The organism is Psychromonas arctica, from assembly GCF_036697365.1.
Lineage (GTDB): Bacteria > Pseudomonadota > Gammaproteobacteria > Enterobacterales > Psychromonadaceae > Psychromonas > Psychromonas arctica_A.
This window is the reverse complement of the sequence record NZ_JBAHZA010000003.1, coordinates 21,386-41,502: the sequence shown is the minus strand read 5'-3', so window position 1 is coordinate 41,502 and position 20,117 is coordinate 21,386. Positions and strand designations below refer to the sequence as shown.

The following is a 20,117-nucleotide window of genomic DNA, read 5'->3' as shown; positions in this document are numbered from 1 at the left end:
TTGGCTTACTTATTGCTCTATCGCCCTTTGTAGGTAGATTTTGCCTAGTTAATTATAAAGGAAAGATTGATGAGAAAAATCATCTCAATATTAGTGCCATTGTTATTTTCAATGGCAACACAAGCAACAGTCATTAATTATAAAGCGAGTGGGCAATATGCATCCGGCGCTGATACGATCGGTACTGTAAAAACATACCAAGATAGTTTATACATATATTCAATTGACGGTAAAAGTGATAGTAAAGTGAGTGCTTTTACTGGTGTAGATCAGGGGACTTTTGATAACCTTTCAACAGGCAACGCAATATCAGGCTCTGCATACCAAAACAGTGTAACAGTGGATACAGGCTCAGTGTTTTCATTTGATTGGCTATGGTTTAGTTCAGAAACTTCAAATTCACCTTATAATGATTTTGCTTTTGTTAACTTAAGCTTAGGTGACCTTAGTTGGATTGCAGATACATCAACACCAGATTGGACAACGGGGTCTTTTGAATGGGAAGCTACCGAATCAGGTTTATTAACTTATACAGTTGGTGTGTTCAATGTTAATGATGATACTGTCAAATCAAAATTAATCGTTAATAATTTTTCAGTGTCAGCTCCAGTTGCAGTTCCTGCACCAGCTATGTTGGGACTTTTTGCTTTAGCGGTACTAGGTTTTTCTGTTAGTCGCCGTAAAAAAGGTTAGCTAACCTCTATATAGATAAAGCTTCGCACATAAAAAAACCATTCAATTTGAATGGTTTTTTTGTTTTTGGCTTATTACTTTCTGCTTAACTAATACGTTTGTACTTCACACGTGTTGGTTCAACTGCAGCAGCACCTAAGGTTTTCTTCAACCATGCTTCATAATCCGTGTAGTTACCTTCATAGAAGTTAACTTGACCTTCATCGCGGTAATCGATGATATGCGTCGCAATACGGTCTAAGAACCAACGGTCATGCGAAATAACCATAGCACAACCCGCAAAGCCTAAAAGGGCATCTTCAAGTGCACGTAAAGTTTCAATATCTAAATCATTGGTTGGCTCATCCAGTAGTAATAAGTTACCGCCAGATTTAAGCAGTTTAGCTAAGTGTAAACGACCGCGCTCACCACCTGATAAATCACCAACAATCTTAGATTGGTCAGAACCTTTAAAGTTGAAACGACCTAAGTAAGCACGGCTTGGAATTTCAATGTTACCCACTTGGATAATATCACTGCCGCCAGATACTTCTTCAAATACAGTTAACTTGTCATCCATGTGATCACGGAATTGGTCAACGCTGGCCATTTTAACTGATTCACCAACAATAATTTCACCTGAGTCAGGTTGTTCAGTGCCGCCTAACATTTTAAATAACGTCGATTTACCCGCACCATTGGCACCGATAATACCGACAATCGCACCTTTAGGAATACTAAAGCTTAAATCATCGATTAAGACTCGACCATCAAAAGACTTAGTTAAGTTATTGACGTCGATAACTTGATCACCTAAACGTTGACCAGTAGGGATAAACAGCTCATTCGTTTCATTACGTTTTTGGAAGTCTTGATTATTAAGTTCTTCAAAGCGAGATAAACGTGCCTTACTCTTAGATTGACGACCTTTAGCGTTTGAACGAACCCATTCAAGTTCTTGTTCAATTTGACGTTGACGGGCTTTCTCTTGCGATGCTTCTTGTTTTAAACGCTCATCTTTTTGCTCTAACCAAGAAGAGTAGTTACCTTCCCATGGAATACCGTAACCACGGTCTAACTCTAAGATCCAACCTGCCACATTATCTAAGAAGTAACGGTCATGGGTAATAGCCACAACAGTACCTTCATAGTCATGTAGGAAACGCTCCAACCAAGCCACAGATTCAGCATCCAAGTGGTTAGTTGGTTCGTCTAGTAGTAACATATCTGGTTTTTCAAGTAATAGACGACATAACGCTACACGACGTCGTTCACCACCAGATAATACTTTTACTGGTTGATCCCAAGCTGGAAGACGCAGTGCATCAGCAGCACGCTCTAGTTGGTTATCAAGGTTATGACCATCATGAGCTTGGATAATATCTTCCAATTGACCCTGGCGTTTTGCCAATGCATCAAAGTCTGCGTCTTCTTCAGCGTACGCTGCATAAACAGCATCTAATTCAGTTAATGCAGACTTCACTTCAGAAACGGCTTCTTCAACCACTTCTCGGACATTTTTTTCAAGATCTAATACAGGCTCTTGCGGTAAGTAACCGATTTTAGTGCCAGTTAATGCACGCGCTTCACCTTCAAACTCTTGGTCGATACCTGCCATAATGCGTAATAGGGTCGATTTACCCGCGCCATTTAGACCAAGTACACCAATCTTAGCGCCAGGGAAAAAGCTTAATGAAATATCTTTTAAAATCGTACGCTTAGGTGGAACCACCTTAGAAACGCGAGACATAGAATAAATGAACTTATCAGGCAATGCTTGAGCCATGGGGAATCCTTTATAATGAATAAATTAATTGTCAGCTATTGTAAGTATCTACCGAACAACAAGCAACAGAGTGGTATGGCTTAGGTGAGCAAAAATGCGAAAAGAGACAAGCATTGGAATAGAAACAGAAAAATAACGCTTATTTAGAAATTGAATACAGATAATAATTATCGATTGATAGTGTAAATAATCGAAAGTCACGATCTTCTCTCATGGCGTATAAATGTAGAGTTTATTTTTATAAGGTATTCGACTGAGACAATAGATATTGATAGTAAATCAAGGTTACTTAATTCTATTCGTTTTTTACCTGGTTCAGAAAACATTATAAAATTTGTATGCACTTTTACATAAGTTCAAAGTGCATTTTGTTAACCAAGCGTGCAGATGCTTTCACATCTTTGATACTCAATATCAGCTGCATATTTTGATAGAGGTCAGATAATCTTCTGTAAAAATAGATTGCGAAGGCTGTTGATTAATTTCAATCATTATTTTTAATAAAATTCTTCATACCCCCTAAAAAAATTGTGAATAATATGTTATAAAGCTGAATACCATGAATCATCCTCCTACTGGTTGTTAATAATCAGTATCAGCCTGAATCTTCTTCTTAAAAATCACAGTATCAAGGGTTAGTAATGAGTGCAAAGTCCTATCAGTATGTTAATCGACAACGTTATCGATTAATGCCCGAGGGAAATATTGACGTGCGCTTGAGTAAAGATGTCGTGATCAGTGAAGAACCGTTAAACATCGTATTACATTGGACTTGTAAACAAACTCAGCAACAATTAGAAAAAACTTTCATGGTGACCATGAGAACGCCTGGCCAAGATTCCTTATTAGTAACAGGCTTACTATTTTCCTATGCGATCATTACAGAGCGCAGCCAAATCAAAGCGATTAAAAGCGAAGAGTTTAATCAATGTGATGTCATATTAAATGATGATGTTGTATTGGATTGGCCATCACTAACTCGTCAGTTTGTTAGCCACTCCGGTTGTGGTATTTGCGGCGCAAATGATGTTAAGAAATTAGCACATACTTTCGACTTCAATATTGATCAAAACACTGAATGGTTACCCATTCAAAAAGTACTGACGTTTTCCTCTCAATTAAGAGAACAACAATCGTTATTTTCTGCAACTGGCGGCGTTCATAGCGCTGGTGTATTTACTTTAGAGCAATGTTTGGCTGTGCATGAAGATGTAGGTCGCCATAATGCGGTGGATAAAGTGATCGGTGAATTAGTGACTAAAGACTTACTAGGCAAACAAAATATATTAATGCTCAGCGGACGAGTTAGTTTCGAATTAATGCAAAAAGCGGTTGCCGCTAAAATGGCGGTGGTAGTGGCGATTGGCGCGCCATCGAGTTTAGCGGTGGCCGTTGCAAAACAATTTAATATCACCTTAATAGGGTTTGTGAGCGATCATACTTGCAACGTCTACCATGGTGATTTTCGTTTAAAAAAGACTAATTAAAACAATAGGTAGGCAGTAATGACCGTTAAAAAATATAAAGGTGCCGCTGGTGGTTGGGGTTCACTTGTTAGTACCGGTAAACACTTATTACACAGTGAAAATGTTGCAAAAAATGTATTAAATTTATTAAAGACCAATCAAGACCACGGGTTTGATTGCCCGGGTTGTGCCTGGGGTGAAGAAGGTAAAAAAGACCGCTTTAAGTTCTGCGAAAATGGCGCAAAAGCAGTTAATTGGGAAGCTACATCTCGTCGTTTAACGCCAGTATTTTTTGACCAATATTCAGTGTCAACACTACGTACTCAAACAGACTACTTTTTAGAAGATCAAGGTCGTTTATCAGTACCTTTAATGTACGATGCAGAAACCGACAAATATACAGAAATAACTTGGGAAGGAGCCTTTGAATTAATTGCTAAACATTTAAATGGTTTAGAAAGTCCTGATCAAGCTGAGTTTTACACTTCGGGTCGTGCAAGTAATGAAGCTGCCTTTTTATACCAGTTATTTGTAAGAAAATTTGGCACAAACAACTTTCCTGACTGTTCAAATATGTGTCATGAGGCAAGTGGTATAGGTCTTAAGCAAGCCATTGGGATTGGCAAAGGCACGGTTACACTGAATGACTTTGAACATGCAGATGCTATTTTTGTATTTGGTCAAAATCCCGGTACTAATCACCCTCGCATGTTACATACCTTGAACCATGCTGCACATCGCGGCGCTAATATTGTCACTTTTAATACCTTAAAAGAACGTGGGTTGGAGCGGTTCGCTAATCCACAATCACCAGTGGATATGATGTTTGGTAGTTCAACTAAGCTAACCAGCCTATACTTTACGCCTAATTTAGGTGGTGACATGGCAGCGGTACGAGGCATGGTTAAGGTGTTATTAAAACGCCATGAACAGGCGGTTGAAAATGGTGACCGAGTCTTTAATCTGAAATTCATTGAAAAACATACCAGTGGCTTAGAGGAATATTTAGCAGAAGTTAAAGCAACACCTTGGTCGTTAATTACAGAGCAATCTGGTTTATCTAAAGACCAAATAAAATCAGCGGCGACTGTTTTTCAAGAGGCTAAACGCGTGATTATCACGTGGGCGATGGGTATTACCCAACATAAACACTCAGTGGCTACGGTTAATGAGTTAGCTAATTTACAACTGTTATTCGGTCATATTGGTAAAAAAGGGGCGGGTTTATGCCCAGTGCGTGGCCATTCAAATGTACAGGGTGATCGCACCATGGGCATTGATGAAAAACCACCTCAAACCTTATTAGATAATATTGAAAATGTGTTTGATTTCAAACCACCACAGGATCACGGTCATAATGCCGTACAAGCGGTGGAAGCGATGTTACGTGGTGACAGTAAAGTGTTTATTGGTTTAGGCGGCAACTTTGCTGCAGCGATGCCAGATACAGAAGTGACTAGACAAGCGATGAGTCGTTGTAATTTAACCGTTAATATCGCGACTAAATTAAATCGAACACATTTATATCCAGGTAAAAACGCGCTAATTCTACCTTGCTTAGGTCGAACAGATATCGATTTACAACAGGGTAAACCACAAAAAATCACAGTTGAAGATTCATTCTCAATGGTGCACGCCTCTCAAGGTGTAGTGAAAAGTGATATCAGAAAAATGCGGTCAGAGCCTGCAATTATAGCAGGCATTGCTCATGCTACATTGGGTAATGAACCTGTAGATTGGTTAGCTTTGGTAGACGATTATGATCGTATTCGTGATTTAATTAGCCAAACTATTCCTGGCTTTACTGATATGAACAAACGACTTGCAAACCCAGGTGGTTTTTATTTGGGTAACTCAGCAGCGGAATACAAATGGAATACCAGTGATCAAAAAGCACAATTCCATCGTGCTCCTTTGCCTGAAGCAATCGTGCCAGCCTCACAACGAGCATTAAGTAAAAATCCGGTGTTTGTACTACAGACTCTTCGCTCACACGACCAATACAACACCACTATTTATGGCTTCAGTGATAGATATCGAGGTTTAAGTGGTGATCGTCATATTGTGTTATTGAATGAAAAAGACATTAGCGCAATTGGCTTAACTTCAGGTGATAAAGTTGATATTGAAGCGTTATGGGGCGATGAAGTGGTCAGGAAAGTGACTAACTTTACGGTATTAGCATACGATATTCCAATGGGTAATGCTGCGGCTTACTATCCTGAAACCAACCCACTAGTGGCATTGGCTAACCATGGTGATTATACATTTACGCCAAATTCAAAATCGATAGCTATTGTCATCACGCCTGCACATGATCCCGTTCCTGAACGCATCGTATAATCTTTATATTGTGCTAAAAACTGCTTGGTTATTAACCTTTTTATTAATAACCAAGCATTTGTTTTTAATTATTACCAATCTTCATGTTGAGTAACGATATATTTCACGTCATTGCTCTATGCAATAGCCTAAAGATTGCGTAAAATGCGCACCATCAAATTGACTTATACTTTAAATTCCTACCAGGAGATGCACATGTTTAACCGAGATATGAATATTGCTGATTACGATCCAGAATTATGGAAATCAATGACTGATGAAGTTCAACGCCAAGAAGATCACATTGAGCTGATTGCGTCTGAAAACTACACAAGTCCACGCGTGATGGAAGCGCAAGGTAGTCAATTAACAAACAAATATGCTGAAGGTTACCCAGGTAAGCGTTATTACGGCGGTTGTGAATACGTTGACGTTGCTGAATCTTTAGCAATCGAACGTGCTAAATCTTTATTTGGTGCTGACTACGCAAACGTACAACCACATGCTGGTTCTCAAGCAAACAGTGCTGTTTACGCTGCATTATGTGCGCCTGGCGATACTGTTTTAGGTATGAGCCTTGCTCACGGTGGTCACTTAACACACGGTGCATCTGTTAGCTTCTCTGGTAAAGTTTACAACGCTGTTCAATACGGTATCAACCCAGATACAGGTGTTTTAGATTACGCTGAAGTTGAGCGTCTAGCACTTGAACACAAACCAAAAATGATCGTTGCTGGTTTCTCTGCATACTCAGGTATCGTAGATTGGGCTAAATTCCGTGAAATTGCTGACAAAGTAGGTGCTTACCTATTCGTTGATATGGCACACGTTGCTGGTCTAGTAGCTGCGGGTCTTTACCCTAACCCTGTACCATTTGCTGACGTTGTAACAACTACAACACACAAAACATTAGGCGGCCCACGTGGTGGTCTTATCCTTGCTAAAGCTAACGAAGCACTTGAGAAAAAATTAAACTCAGCTGTATTCCCAGGCGGTCAAGGTGGTCCATTAATGCACGTTATCGCAGCAAAAGCGGTTGCATTTAAAGAATGTGCTGAGCCAGCATTTAAATCATACCAAGAGTCTGTTTTAGCAAATGCTAAATCAATGGTTAAAGTATTCCAAGATCGTGGTTACAAAATCGTATCTAACGGTACTGAAAACCACCTTTTCCTAGTTGACTTGATTGCTCAAGACATCACAGGTAAAGAAGCTGATGCAGCTTTAGGTCTTGCTCACATCACTGTGAACATGAACTCTGTACCAAATGATCCACGTTCTCCATTTGTTACATCTGGTTTACGTATCGGTACACCAGCATTCACTCGTCGTGGTGCAAATACTGAAGATGCAGCTGAATTAGCTGGTTGGATTTGTGACGTGCTTGATGCAATTAAAGACGAAGAAAAACTAGCTGCAACTATCGAAGTAGTTAAAGTGAAAGTAGCTAAGTTCTGTGGCGCACACCCTGTGTACGCATAATAGTTAATTAACTGCTTTAAAGAATCCGTGTTTGTTTAGCAAACGCGGATTTTTTTTGCCTTCAATTTGTCTAACTCAATATACTGCGTATCTGTATTGATAGATGAAAAGGGCAGGCGTATCATTAATAATACCAATCATACTAATTAACTGATCTATTTTACTTGTTAAAATAATTTATTTTTTTGTTGTAAATTTCGTAAAGGGAATAGTCATTAAAGAATGAATATCTTTTCGTTCATTCTCCGACAGATGATTAACGAAGTTAATCATCGATAGGCTTAATTTACGCCTTAAACTAAGTCATTTTTCCTACGCAAAGTTTAGATCACTTATTCAATATAATTGGTATAATCTTGATACTGGATAAGAAAAGTGAGTCAACACTGCCATTTATACGGATTTCTGCGTTAAATTATTTTTCAATAATTTGCCTTGAAATACGCACAGCTAGCAGTAATAACCATTTCATTTTATATAATGTTTCGCTTTCATTAACCAGAGCTGAGATTAACAGACTTAATCCATGCGATGAGTATTACGTAGAGTCATATGATGCGATTTTTATAACGGGAGTATTTATGAAGAATTCAAAATTATTAGTGTTAAGTGTCACGCTGCTAACTACAGTAGGGATGTCAGCTTGTGCTCCTTTATTTCATGGTGGTCCAGGCCATGGTCCAAGATTTGCCAATGAGCAACTCAATACACATAAAATTATGTTGGAACAAAGCAATGTAGATAAAGCGCTGACAGCTTCGCTCAACTAATTAGCGATTGCATCAATTTCATCGTACTTATCTAATCTAAACTAGCTAACCAAGGCATTGATTAACCGATAAGTACGATCATTTTTTAATGCTGCTTTGCAATGACATAATCTCTATAGTGTAAATGGCTATGTCGTACTTACTTCTATTTATTGGCCTTCATTGAAGTCACCAAAACACTGGCAAGAATTAACCCACCGCCAATCATCTGCAACACAGTAAATGACTCATTCAACCAAACGACTGCAAATAAAGCGCCGAATAACGGTTCGCTACCCATCAATAAAGACACCTTAGTAGGAGATATTTTTCTGATTGCGTAGTTTTGAATACAAAAAGCAAATAAAGTACAACACAAAACAAGGTAAGCCATGGTTAACCAAAATGACATGGCAGTAGGTAAGTGAATATCACTAAAAGGCTGCGTTATAAAACATAAGGTAAGGGCACTGATTGCAACAATAAATGATTGAATTGCAGTCAGCGTAGAGGTCGTAATATCCTTACCTTCAGATAGACGCTTAGTCACAGTCACCATTACAGCACGTAAAGTTGCTGCACCTAAAATAAAATAGTCTCCTGTGTTGAGCGTTATTGTTGCTGAGCCAGAATGAGTTAAACAATAAACTCCCACAATAGAGCAGACTGCCAACCAGATTAACGAAGGGGAGATCTTAGAACGGTTAATTAAAGGCTCAAAAAAAGCCGTTAAAATTACCGATAAACTAATCAAAAAAGCCGCATTAGAGGCAGATGTTTTTGAAATACCATAAACTTCAAATAAGAAAATAGCAGACAAAATTAGTCCGCTTGGAACAGCTACCTTCCAGTCTTTATTTCTACCAGCTCGACACTCTTTAAACACAACCGGTACCATACATAAAGTGGTTAGCGAAAATCGGATGCCAATAAACAATAATACGCTAGTAAAGATAAGCGCTTCCTTAGTCAGCCCGTAACTTGTTCCCCAAAAAATAGCGACTAAAAGCAACAGCATTTCTGTTAATGGTAATTTCGGTAATCGATTGCTAAAAGTGAAACCTGAGCGCTTATCCGCTGTATGGTTTGCTGTATTGTTTAATGTGTTCATAAGTACTCTTATTACTTGAATTTAAAATAATGATTTTGACAAGCAGAGTATTAATAATTAACTTAGATGAAACAATACTAATAAATGGAAAGGATATTTGCGCTGTGGACATTAATAAATTAATTCCTCTGCTTTCTGAGATGGCAATTTTTGTGAAAGTGGTTGAATCTGGCAGCTTATCTCAAGCTGCACAAATGATTGGCGTATCGCCTTCATCGATCAGTCGCAGCATTGCTCGTTTAGAACTCGCCATTGAAGAAAAGCTGCTAGAAAGAACCACTAGGAAAATGCGTTTAACCCCAACAGGTGAGCAAGTCTTTATACAATGTAGAGACATGCTTGCCTCTGCTAAAATGGCTGTTTCAGCGGCGCAATCTAATGAAACTGACATTACAGGATCGCTCCGTATAGCAGCGCCTAAAGCTCTTTCACGACAAGTGTTGATGCCGATGGTGATGGACTTTTTAAAACTGTATCCAAAAGTATCCTTTCATTTTAAAGTGGCCGATCACATCATCGACCCAATTGGTGATGAAGTAGATTTAGTCATCCGCATTACAGATAGCCCAATAGAAGGGCTGGTAGCTAAAAAATTAGGTAATTGTAAACAGCTGTTATGTGCAACGCCCGCTTATTTAGTAGAGCATGGAGCACCGGAACATCCGAACGAGTTAAAAGATCATAACTGCATCGTACTTGGCGAGGTGACTAAAGATCGTCAATGGAAATTTCAGCATGAAAAACAGGTATGTGAAATAAACGTTCAAGGCACATTTACTGTAAATCATAGTGAAATCCGAAGAGAGGCAGTACTTCAAGGTATTGGTATTGCATTATTTCCTGATTTCTCAGTGGCAAATGAAATTAACTCAAAGCAACTCGTGCAATTGCTGCCAGAGTGGAGAACATTAGGTAATTATCAAGGCGGAATTATTGCACAATATCCGCAGTCTAAGTTTATCCCTAGCCAATTAAAAGCCTTTGTTAATTATTTAGAAAAGGCATTACAAAACCATTAAAAATTTATGAACCAATCCATTAAAGTACAGGTTTCATAGCCTGGTAACCTGTACTTTAAAGCTTCCCATATCAATTTATTTACTGTTTTCAACCTACTCATTAAATCAATATCGATTTGCACATTGTTTGCTCATTTGATCGTTATATTTAACATTCATAGAAGATGATTGTTGATTTCATCTTAATAGCAAACTTAATGTCATTGGAAGCACCTACATACTTCCATTGAAATCATTGTCACAAAAGGACTTATATGATGTTGATAAAACATACCCTTAGTTATTTAAAAATAATGACTATTGTACTCTCATTATTTTTACTCATTGCTTGTACAGAATCAGACGATTCAGACTCAGTGACAACAAGCTCTACCGATGAGTCAGATATTGTTTATAGTGAATTAGATAATACTGATGACTGGTCGGAAGCCACTCATGAAAAGCTAACAACAGATGAAATTATTGAAAACATAGATGTTGTTTTTAATACCAGTGAAGTACAGAAACTACGCATTGTTATTGAGTCTGAAAACTGGACTGTGATGAATGACGACCTTGAAGAGTTAACCGAAGAACTTAATGGGTCAACAGATTTTAGCGACCTTGATAACCCAATCTTCGTACCTTCTGAAGTATTCTATTACTCGGAAGAAGATGATAGCTGGACGGAATGGTATAAAGTAGGTGTGAGATTTAAAGGAAACTCAAGCCTATATAATGCCGGCAATAGTAAATTACCGTTTAAACTTGATTTCGATGAATTTGAAGACGAATACCCAGCAATAAAAAATCAACGCTTTTATGGATTCAAGCAATTAAACCTAAAAAATAACTACGATGATCAATCAGAAATGCATGAAGTAGTCGCTAATGATATTTTTAGAGACTTCGGTTTAGCCAGTGCACATTCTACTTTTTACGCCTTATACCTTAATGTGGATGGTAGCGGTGATGAAGAAAATGATATTTATTATGGACTTTATACACTCGTTGAAGAAGTTGATGACACAGTTATCGAAACTCAATATTACGATAATGATGATGGTAACTTATACAAACCAGAAGACGATGCAGCAACGTTTGCAAGCGGCACTTATGATGAAGACGAATATGGCTTAAAAACTGATGATGACGAGACTTATGAGGATATAGCTGCACTTTATGATGTTATTAATGACAGTTCACGAACTAGTAGCGACGACGAAGCATGGCAAGCTAGTTTAGAAGCCGTTTTTGATGTCGATACTTTCTTAAAATGGCTTGCCGCAAATAGTGTTATGCAGAACTGGGACACTTATGGCGTAATGCCGCACAACTTCTTTTTATATCATAATCCTGATACCGGAACCTTTGAGTGGATACCGTGGGACAACAATGAAGCATTAGTTGATAACAACCGAGCACTATCACTTACAATGACCTCAGTAGATGAAGATGAATGGCCATTGATAGGTTATATTCTTGACCAAGCAACCTACGAAGCTCAATATCAAACCTACTTAGAAACATTTGCTAAAAGCTATTTTAATGATGACAGTTCCACCGAATATAATATTAATGATGAATTTACTACCTTTGAAAGTTTGATAGAGGATTACGTTGCAAGTGAAGGCAATGATTATACCTTTACTTCTGAAGAGGAATTTGAAGAAGCAGTTGAAACATTGATTGAGCATACAAGCGAGCGATATGATTCAGCACAACGTTATATTGGTTGGTAATAGCTGATTATTCGTAACCACCTACCGTTATAAAATTGACGGTAGGTGGTTTAATACTAATAATACAGCGAACCCGTTTACTGGTGCCGATGAGTCTATCAACTTACCTATTTGCTATATTTTTGTATTCAAATTTAAATATTAAATTACTTTTTATTCGCTTTTTTCAATAAAGCTAACAGTGCTGAAGTGCTCTTCCCGTCAACACGAATGTTGTGTTGCTTTTGAAAGCGTTTAATCGCTTCTCGTGTATTTTTACCCATTAAGCCATCAGCGCTACCCGCTTTATAACCAAGACGGTTTAATTGCTGTTGTGTTTGTAATATTAAAGAACGTCCTGAGACTGCTTTTGTAGTCGTTTTGTGCGTTGTTGTTACCGATTTTTGTTGTACTTTTTGCGGCGTTTTTACTGACGCTTTTGATGCTTGGTTGGTTTTCTTAGAAGTTTGTACAACAGTCTTTGAAGCATTACCAGATTTCTGCTGTGTTGTTACAGTCGTCTTAGTCGTTGTCTGTACAACCGTTTTTGAACCTTGCTGTTTTGCATTATTATTGTTTGTTGTTGTACAACCTTTAGTATTGTTTGAATGACAATCAGAGGTGTTTTTCCCGTTATTTTGTGCGAATGCTTGTTGGGTAAACACTAATCCACATACCATGATTAAAGTTGAAAATTTCATTGAAGGCTTTCCTTTTTAGAGCGTTAATTATCGTCTCTAGGCAACACCCAATAAGATAAGTTCACAATGTTCTGTTTCGCATTGGATGTTTATTGATAGGGGGATTTCTATTTCTTTAAAGTTTTAATGATTAATAAGGTGGTCGTTCGTCTGTGTTCATCGAGGTATTATGATTATTATTAGCAATATTTTTGCGCTGTCGGCGACCTACTTTTTCTAACCAAAAGAAGAAAGTAGGCAAAAAGACTGGCCACCGAATTATCCAAATCCTTCATTGCTTTTATAACGCAGCGGCTCTTGCTAGCCATCCATGGCCAGAACGAGCTTAACCCAAACATCCTGTTTGGTTTTGCTAAAAGTAATGAAGGATTTAGGAAAGTTCAATGGTGGGGAAGTTGCAGCCATATTGAGCAAGGTTTTATTGTAACTATTTGATATTGCTTATTTCAATGAGTGGCTGTCCAGTACTTTTTCCCAAATGACAAAGTTCAATTTGAACGCAATGTATCCCATTTTGATCTAGATAAGTGTCAATTTGAAAAAAAAGAAATTAATATTTGTATATTTAGTGATTCTAACTTGAAGTGTGCAATTGAGCTGAAGTTTCCTAGAAATGGTCAAGTCCCAGAGACTATGTTTAGTTTTTGTAAAGACATATTATTCTTAGAGCAACTTGTTATGGCTGGATTTGAATCAGCACATTTCATAGCTTTAGTAGACGAACACTTGTTTTACGAAGGGCAAACAGGTGGAATTTATGGTTTGTTTAGAAATGGGCAACCAATTACCGGATTAATAAATAAGCCTACTGGAGCAAAAGATTCTTCTGTTTTAATAAACGGAAGTTAAATTGCAAAATGGCAAGTAATCGATGGTAACTCAAAGTATTGTGTTATAAGTATTTACAGTTAACAATGCATTTAAATGGAACTAAAGCATTTGGTTAGGTTCTGCTTCGTTACACAGCATAACCTACAATTTTAGTTCGCTTAATGCGGCGTTGAGGTTGTAGAATAACTCGTTTATTACAAAATAATGTAAAATTGTAATTTTTAACTTATTGTTTTTCCAGCCCATTACTTTTAATAATTGGCTGTATTTTCACTTAAATAGAGAAATTCTACAGCCACGTTACATGGCCAGTGAGAGGTCATTATGGAATTCACTACTGAACAAAAGCGAATAGTTGTATCTTCGATTCGGAAGCTAGATGCTTTACAAGGTGATTATGATAAATGCTTTGAGGTATATGATTCTGCAAAAGTAAAAGTTGGCTTTGCCATATTTGCAAGTGGAATGTTGTTTCTTGGTGTTTTATCTGGCAATTATGAAATACAAGAGTGTATCGGTACTTTAGGCGTTGGCTCATTACCAATAATTTTTATTAGTGCAATTATATATTTTCTTAATGCTAGAAAACAATATAATAATCAAATTACTAAGCGTATAAAAATAGAAAAATCATTATTCGATCTTGGTGTGTCATATCGTCCAATGGGTAAATATTATAAAGAACCATGTTTAATAGTTATTGATACTCGTGAAGAAGTTGATGTAAATAGTTTAATCAAGGGCATGTAACAAGCATATTAAATCTGACGTCACACATTGTCCGATTTTTTGCTTAAATTCAATGACCGCAAAAAACGCGTCCAATACGTTCGGCCCTTTATAAGGTGGCTACAGCTTAACGAGGGATAATGGAATTTACCGCATTTGAAGAACCTGACTATGATCAGTTGATCGACTGGATTGATTCGAAGGAACTGAACTACTTATGGGGTGGTCCAGCTTATGAATTTCCACTTTCACATAAAAAAATCAAATATCATTGTGCGCAAGAGTCGGTATTTCCTTTTCTTGTAAAAGATGAAGGACAGCTTGTTGGTTTCATTGAGCTATATGAGGTTTCAGCATCAGAGTTTCGAGTGTGTCGTGTGTTCATTTCAAACGAGTTTCGTGGACAAGGTAAGGCGCAAGAGATGGTGTTATTAGCAATGCAAAAAGCTAAAATTGAGTTTAATGCTAACTTATTGACACTAAATGTTTTTAGTCATAACAAACCCGCATTAAAATGCTATGAAAAACTTGGGTTCAAAACTACTTCAAATCACGTGAGAGAACTGGAGTTTGAAGGGAAGGTTTGGCAGCTGATAGCTATGGAGAAACGGCTATAATAAAGCAAATATTTTGGGCCGCTAACACCATATATTCTCAGCTATTTAGTCATTGTTATAATTAAAGTGTGGTCTGAGAATGAAAGATTCTACAGTCTAGTTAAGCCGATCTTGTAATTATTAGGATATCCGTATTGAAGATTTATAAGTATCTACCGTTCACAGATGGTTCCAAATGTATTCTTACTGATGGAACTATGAAATTTAGTCACCACTCTGAATTTAACGATCCATTTGACTGTAAAACTGCATACGATATTGAAAAATCTATGACGTACCTAAAATCTTGTTCTGATTTATTTAAGGAAGCTGGCAGGCAACTAAAACTATCTCCAGCTCAAAGGGTAAGTAAAAGAAAACAAATGGAGCATGGTCTTAGACGTTCATTGGAGAGTGGGGAATTTCACACAGGAATGATCGGAGAGGTTGGAATATGCTGTTTAACGAAAAAACCAGACAATATATTAATGTGGTCGCATTATGCTGATAACCATAAAGGCCTTGTAATTGAATTTACAATTGATAATAACTCTGAAAATATACACATGGGCAATGTTGAAAATAAACTATTTGGTTGGGATGTCGAATATACTGAAAGTATGCCTGTAATCAGTACTGAAGAAAGAGATTTCAATGCAGTTAAAGATGTTTTTCTGATGAAGTCTCCTGACTGGAAATACGAAGCTGAGTATCGGGTTTTATCGATGTATAAAGGTCCAGGAATTCATAAATTTGATCAGCAACTAATTTCTAGGGTAATAGCTGGTGTGAAGATGCCAAAAGCCAGTTTTGATGAGCTTAAGAAGCTGGTGAAACAATTAAACCATAAAAATGGTAAAAATATAGAAGTAGTAAGAGCTAAAATGTCTAAAACAGAGTATCGAATCATAGCCACTTAACAAGTAAATATAGTTGATGGCATTGATTTTTCGATAGTTTGTTTTGGATCCTGATAAAGAAAAGTCGATGAAACTGCACTTGCTCTATTGCATTTAACATTATGTAGAGTTTCAGGGTTTAGAAAAATAGACTTGGAAGTAACTAATCGATTACATGAAAAGTCTTAATGTTACCCGCTAATGTAGAAATCTTACCTATCTTTCTTAACAGGTAAGGATTTTAGAAAAATCAGAAGCACTACCCAATAAATATTTTGCTAACACTCAACATAAATATACTTTGCAAAAGGCATTTCCATATTTTTTGATATTTTATTCAAAATAGAACTTTCAAGAATTTAATTAATGCCACATCTCTATGATGTTTAAATCAGACTGGTTCACTCTATAAATATATTGAGCATTAATTCATATTGTAGAGTGCATTGTAAGGCTGGCTATAACCCCAACCCAATGATTAAATTTACTTTTTTCATCACTCTATTAATTACTCTAATCATAGTTATGCTATTTTAGGGGTATTAAGAAAAACCAGATTAAGAAATATCAGTTTAGAAGAACAAATAAAAACAACTTTCTCAAAAGGTGGTGCGTGTGTTTCAAGTTTATCACTCTAATCAAATTAGCTTGCTTAAAGACTTATTGCTGGCGCTGATCAATCAATCTCCATTAAGTAATCCTTTTGAAAATGAAACGGTATTAGTACAAAGCCCTGGTATGGCGCAATGGCTGCAGTTAGAGATTGCACAATCTACAGGTATTGCGGCGAATATTGATTTCCCATTGCCGGCGAGTTTTATTTGGCAGCAATTCAAACATGTTTTAGATGATGTACCGGATAATAGCCCATTCAATAAGCTGTCGATGACTTGGCAGATTATGAAGTTATTGCCAGATTGTTTGGAAGATGAAGACTTTAGTGCCTTAAAAGATTATCTGCAGGATGACACGCACTTGCGAAAGCGCTTTCAGCTAAGCGGAAAAATTGCCGATATTTTTGACCAATATTTAGTATATCGCCCAGAGTGGATTGACAACTGGGAAACCCTGCAAGACAGTCAAGTGAGCTTAGAAAACTTACAACCAGAATGGCTAAATACACACCTTTGGCAGGCCAAGCTTTGGCGCTTATTGGTGGCGAGCATTAAACAAGGTTTTCAATCGCAGGGTAAGGCTTATCACCGTGCGGGCTTATACCAAGACTTTTTAAGTACGTTAGCGACTAAAACCACTGACCAATTAACTCACTTACCTAAACGTATTTTTGTGTTTGGCATTTCCTCGTTACCTGAGTCTTATTTACAGGCGTTACAAGGCTTAGGCGAACATTGTGACGTGCATTTTCTATTAACTAATCCTTGTCGTTTTTATTGGGGTGATATTGTTGACCCTAAACTATTGGCGAAACGTTTTGCACAGTCTCGCCCTAAAGTAAATGTACTGGCTGGTGAAGTGAATACATTAAACCCAACGAGTTGGCAGAAGGATGAGCAGCATCTAGCTTGGGCGAGTAGTGGGGATGTGGAAAGTGAAGTCGGTAATCCGTTATTGGCGTCCATGGGGAAAATGGGGCGTGACTTTTTATATCAATTATACAGTTTAGAGCAGCAAGAGATTGATGCCTTTGTGGATATTGACCGCGATAGTTTGTTGCATAATATTCAAGCCGATATTTTAGAGTTAAGTGATAGCTCGCTAAGCACCTTGAATGATGTGTCGCAGCGTATTGAAGTAATGAATGATGATAATTCGATTAGCTTGCATGTATGCCACAGTGTGATGCGTGAAGTAGAGGTGCTGCACGATAATTTGTTAGGGATGTTTGAGCAAGATCCTAGCTTAACACCGAAAGATATTATTGTGATGGTGCCGAATATTGATGCCTACGCTCCTTATGTTGAAGCGGTATTTAGTCGCACTGGCAGTCATGTGTCGATTCCATTTTCTATTTCCGATGTGAGTGCGCAGCAAGAGAATCCTATTTTAGCGAGCTTTTTGCAGTTATTAAATTTACATCAAAGCCGCTATACCCGTGAAGATATTCTCGCCTTGTTAGAAGTACCTGCGATTTTAAATCGTTTTGGTATTAAACAAGTTGAGTTTGATTTGTTACAACATTGGATCACTGAAAGTGGCATTCGTTGGGGATTAAATAATGAGTCTGCGACAAAGTGGGAGCTACCTAAGTTAACCCAAAATAACTGGTTGTTTGGTTTGAAACGTATGTTGCTTGGTTATGCCATGAATGATGAATTGTTTGAAGGGATTGCGCCTTATGATGAAGTGCAAGGTTTGCAAGGTGATTTGCTAGGGCGGTTTATTGAGTTTATCGATACGCTGATTATTTTAGAGTCTAACTTACAACAAGATTTAAGCTGTGCGGATTGGCAACTGTTTATCAATCAACTGATTGATGATTTTTATTTAGAAGATGAAGATAACAGTGTGTTGTTCAGTCAAATTCGTCAACAAATGCAAACGCTGGTGGAGCAAACTGAACAAGCTAAATTTGAGCAACCTTTATCATTATTGGTGTTGGTTGAATATTTACAGGAGCATTTATCAAGTCAGTCTAATAGCCAACGCTTTTTAGCGGGACAGGTGAATTTTTGTACCTTAATGCCGATGCGTTCTATTCCATTTAAAGTGGTCTGTTTGTTAGGCATGAATGATGGTTTGTATCCTCGTTCATTGTTGCCAATGGGCTTTGATTTAATGGTCGGTCATCGAAAACGTGGTGACCGTTCGCGCCGAGATGAAGATCGTTATTTATTCTTAGAGGCCATGCTATCAGCGCAGTCGCAGTTTTATATTAGTTACATTGGTAAAGATATCAGTGATAACAGTGAAAAAATGCCCAGTGTACTAGTCAGTGAGTTACTTAATTATATTCAGCAAAGCTTTAGGTTAACCAGTCAGTTGGATTTGGCTTTAGATGATGGGCAATTAGAGAAGGATCTATTGTCAGCCTTTACTCATCATTACCCAATGCAAAGTTTCAGTGAACAATACTTTCAAGGTAAGCAAGTCACTTATCAGCAAGGCTGGTGGGAGGCGATTAACAAACCTGTGAGCAGTGAAGATGAACAGTTTACGCCATTGCCTTTGATCCAAAGTGAGCAGATAGAATTAACTGCTTTAATTCGTTTTTTACAAAATCCTTGCCGTGCTTTTTTCAATCAAGGTTTAAATGTTTATTTTGAAATGGATGAATTTGAGCAAGAGAATGATGAACCTTTTGCGTTAGATAACCTACAGCAGTATTTATTAAAAGCTGAGCAGTTCAAACATGGTTTAGACGACCAAGCTCTCACTCGTTTATATGTTGATTTACAAGCGCAAGGTAAATTACCTGTTGGTGAGTTTGCGACACTTATTTTCAATAAAGATTTACAAGTGATGGTGGATTTAGCGAGCATTTACAGTAGTTACTTTATTGGTGACATTGAACAAATTGCAGTGGATATTCCCTTTGACGATAAACGCTTAGTAGGTGCATTAGATGACCATTGTGAAAATGGATTGGTACGCATTAAACCAGGTAACATCAAAGGCAAAGATCTCCTGAAATTATGGGTCGAGCATTTGAGTTATTGTATTGTCCACGGACAACATCTGAATGCCACATTATTTGGACAAACCAAAGGCCATTATTTTGAAGAAATACCTGCGGATTATGCACATCAACGTTTATCGGAATTGATTGCTCTATACCAACAAGGCTTACAACAAGCTTTACCTTTCTTTATTGAAAGTGCATTTCAATGGTGTGAAGCAGTGTGTAAATTACAACCAAGAGTTTACTTGTTAGAAGAGCTGAATTTTGAAACGCGTGCAGCGGGTCAACAAGCGGCGTTAAAAACCTTCAATAATAATCGAGGCTATTCAGAAGCGAGTGATCCGTATATTAATCGTGTCTATGAGAATATTGAAGATCACTGGCAACAGTTTGAGAGCACTGCATTACAAGTATTTATGCCATTATTGTGCAATTTAAATGACTTAATTTACGAACAATGGGGAGAGGCATAAT

15 protein-coding genes are annotated in these 20,117 nt (G+C 37.5%); 12 read left to right on the top strand and 3 right to left on the bottom strand.

The annotated features are described in order from the left end of the window. Nucleotides 1–69 precede the first annotated feature (69 nt). Nucleotides 70–693, top strand: a complete 624-nt coding sequence (locus tag V5290_RS04205) for a PEP-CTERM sorting domain-containing protein (RefSeq protein ID WP_333382210.1) — start codon at nt 70–72, stop codon at nt 691–693. 85 nt (nt 694–778) lie between these two features. Here the strand turns inward: V5290_RS04205 and ettA are convergent, their stop codons facing one another. Beyond that, nucleotides 779–2,458 (bottom strand): energy-dependent translational throttle protein EttA, encoded by a 1,680-nt coding sequence (gene ettA / locus V5290_RS04200; protein ID WP_333382208.1) that lies wholly within the window; start codon nt 2,456–2,458, stop codon nt 779–781. A gap of 641 nt (nt 2,459–3,099) precedes the next feature. On the opposite strand from ettA, the gene V5290_RS04195 reads away from it, so the two are divergent. The 4 genes from V5290_RS04195 (at nt 3,100) to V5290_RS04180 (ending at nt 8,498) form a co-directional block, all read left to right on the top strand. Then, nucleotides 3,100–3,945, top strand: coding sequence for a formate dehydrogenase accessory sulfurtransferase FdhD (locus V5290_RS04195; protein ID WP_333382206.1), 846 nt, complete (start codon nt 3,100–3,102; stop codon nt 3,943–3,945). 18 nt (nt 3,946–3,963) lie between these two features. Beyond that, on the top strand, nt 3,964–6,267 hold the full coding sequence (locus V5290_RS04190; RefSeq protein WP_333382204.1) for an FdhF/YdeP family oxidoreductase: 2,304 nt from the start codon (nt 3,964–3,966) through the stop codon (nt 6,265–6,267). Between the two features lie 195 nt (nt 6,268–6,462). Further along, nucleotides 6,463–7,728 (top strand): serine hydroxymethyltransferase, encoded by a 1,266-nt coding sequence (glyA, locus tag V5290_RS04185; protein WP_333382203.1) that lies wholly within the window; start codon nt 6,463–6,465, stop codon nt 7,726–7,728. Nucleotides 7,729–8,309: 581 nt separating this feature from the next. Next, on the top strand, nt 8,310–8,498 hold the full coding sequence (locus V5290_RS04180; protein ID WP_333382201.1) for a hypothetical protein: 189 nt from the start codon (nt 8,310–8,312) through the stop codon (nt 8,496–8,498). A gap of 145 nt (nt 8,499–8,643) precedes the next feature. Here V5290_RS04180 and V5290_RS04175 read toward each other — a convergent pair whose 3' ends face one another. Then, a complete protein-coding gene (locus tag V5290_RS04175; RefSeq protein WP_333382199.1) occupies nt 8,644–9,588 on the bottom strand; it encodes a DMT family transporter in 945 nt (314 codons plus the stop codon). A 104-nt stretch (nt 9,589–9,692) separates the two neighbouring features. Here V5290_RS04175 and V5290_RS04170 point away from each other — a divergent pair, with 104 nt between their 5' ends. Together V5290_RS04170 and V5290_RS04165 are read left to right on the top strand one after the other, a co-directional pair. Beyond that, nucleotides 9,693–10,607: a LysR family transcriptional regulator gene (locus V5290_RS04170; protein WP_333382197.1), complete on the top strand. Its 915-nt coding sequence runs from the start codon at nt 9,693–9,695 to the stop codon at nt 10,605–10,607. Between the two features lie 254 nt (nt 10,608–10,861). Next, nucleotides 10,862–12,328 (top strand): CotH kinase family protein, encoded by a 1,467-nt coding sequence (locus V5290_RS04165; protein WP_333382195.1) that lies wholly within the window; start codon nt 10,862–10,864, stop codon nt 12,326–12,328. A 146-nt stretch (nt 12,329–12,474) separates the two neighbouring features. On the opposite strand, the gene V5290_RS04160 is transcribed toward V5290_RS04165, so the two are convergent. After that, nucleotides 12,475–13,008, bottom strand: a complete 534-nt coding sequence (locus V5290_RS04160) for a peptidoglycan-binding domain-containing protein (protein ID WP_333382193.1) — start codon at nt 13,006–13,008, stop codon at nt 12,475–12,477. 453 nt (nt 13,009–13,461) lie between these two features. On the opposite strand from V5290_RS04160, the gene V5290_RS04155 reads away from it, so the two are divergent. From V5290_RS04155 to recC, 5 genes are all read left to right on the top strand, one after another. Continuing rightward, entirely contained in the window at nt 13,462–13,857 is a 396-nt protein-coding gene (locus V5290_RS04155) for a hypothetical protein (RefSeq protein ID WP_333382191.1), read from the top strand. A 306-nt stretch (nt 13,858–14,163) separates the two neighbouring features. Then, on the top strand, nt 14,164–14,589 hold the full coding sequence (locus tag V5290_RS04150; protein WP_333382189.1) for a hypothetical protein: 426 nt from the start codon (nt 14,164–14,166) through the stop codon (nt 14,587–14,589). Between the two features lie 119 nt (nt 14,590–14,708). Continuing rightward, complete coding sequence (locus tag V5290_RS04145; protein ID WP_333382187.1) at nt 14,709–15,185, top strand: GNAT family N-acetyltransferase; 477 nt, start codon at nt 14,709–14,711, stop codon at nt 15,183–15,185. Nucleotides 15,186–15,382: 197 nt separating this feature from the next. Further along, on the top strand, nt 15,383–16,084 hold the full coding sequence (locus tag V5290_RS04140) for a DUF2971 domain-containing protein (protein WP_333382185.1): 702 nt from the start codon (nt 15,383–15,385) through the stop codon (nt 16,082–16,084). A gap of 594 nt (nt 16,085–16,678) precedes the next feature. Next, nucleotides 16,679–20,116 (top strand): exodeoxyribonuclease V subunit gamma, encoded by a 3,438-nt coding sequence (gene recC / locus V5290_RS04135; RefSeq protein ID WP_333382183.1) that lies wholly within the window; start codon nt 16,679–16,681, stop codon nt 20,114–20,116. Nucleotide 20,117 lies beyond the last annotated feature (1 nt).

What these genes read in the sequence shown, in the direction of transcription:
- V5290_RS04160 (WP_333382193.1), bottom strand. Translation starts at nt 13,008, where the DNA reads ATGAAATTTTCAACTTTAATCATGGTATGTGGATTAGTGTTTACCCAA.
- V5290_RS04165 (WP_333382195.1), top strand. Translation starts at nt 10,862, where the DNA reads ATGATGTTGATAAAACATACCCTTAGTTATTTAAAAATAATGACTATT.
- V5290_RS04180 (WP_333382201.1), top strand. Translation starts at nt 8,310, where the DNA reads ATGAAGAATTCAAAATTATTAGTGTTAAGTGTCACGCTGCTAACTACA.
- V5290_RS04205 (WP_333382210.1), top strand. Translation starts at nt 70, where the DNA reads ATGAGAAAAATCATCTCAATATTAGTGCCATTGTTATTTTCAATGGCA.
- V5290_RS04190 (WP_333382204.1), top strand. Translation starts at nt 3,964, where the DNA reads ATGACCGTTAAAAAATATAAAGGTGCCGCTGGTGGTTGGGGTTCACTT.
- V5290_RS04140 (WP_333382185.1), top strand. Translation starts at nt 15,383, where the DNA reads ATGAAATTTAGTCACCACTCTGAATTTAACGATCCATTTGACTGTAAA.
- glyA (WP_333382203.1), top strand. Translation starts at nt 6,463, where the DNA reads ATGTTTAACCGAGATATGAATATTGCTGATTACGATCCAGAATTATGG.
- V5290_RS04150 (WP_333382189.1), top strand. Translation starts at nt 14,164, where the DNA reads ATGGAATTCACTACTGAACAAAAGCGAATAGTTGTATCTTCGATTCGG.
- ettA (WP_333382208.1), bottom strand. Translation starts at nt 2,458, where the DNA reads ATGGCTCAAGCATTGCCTGATAAGTTCATTTATTCTATGTCTCGCGTT.
- V5290_RS04145 (WP_333382187.1), top strand. Translation starts at nt 14,709, where the DNA reads ATGGAATTTACCGCATTTGAAGAACCTGACTATGATCAGTTGATCGAC.
- V5290_RS04195 (WP_333382206.1), top strand. Translation starts at nt 3,100, where the DNA reads ATGAGTGCAAAGTCCTATCAGTATGTTAATCGACAACGTTATCGATTA.
- V5290_RS04175 (WP_333382199.1), bottom strand. Translation starts at nt 9,588, where the DNA reads ATGAACACATTAAACAATACAGCAAACCATACAGCGGATAAGCGCTCA.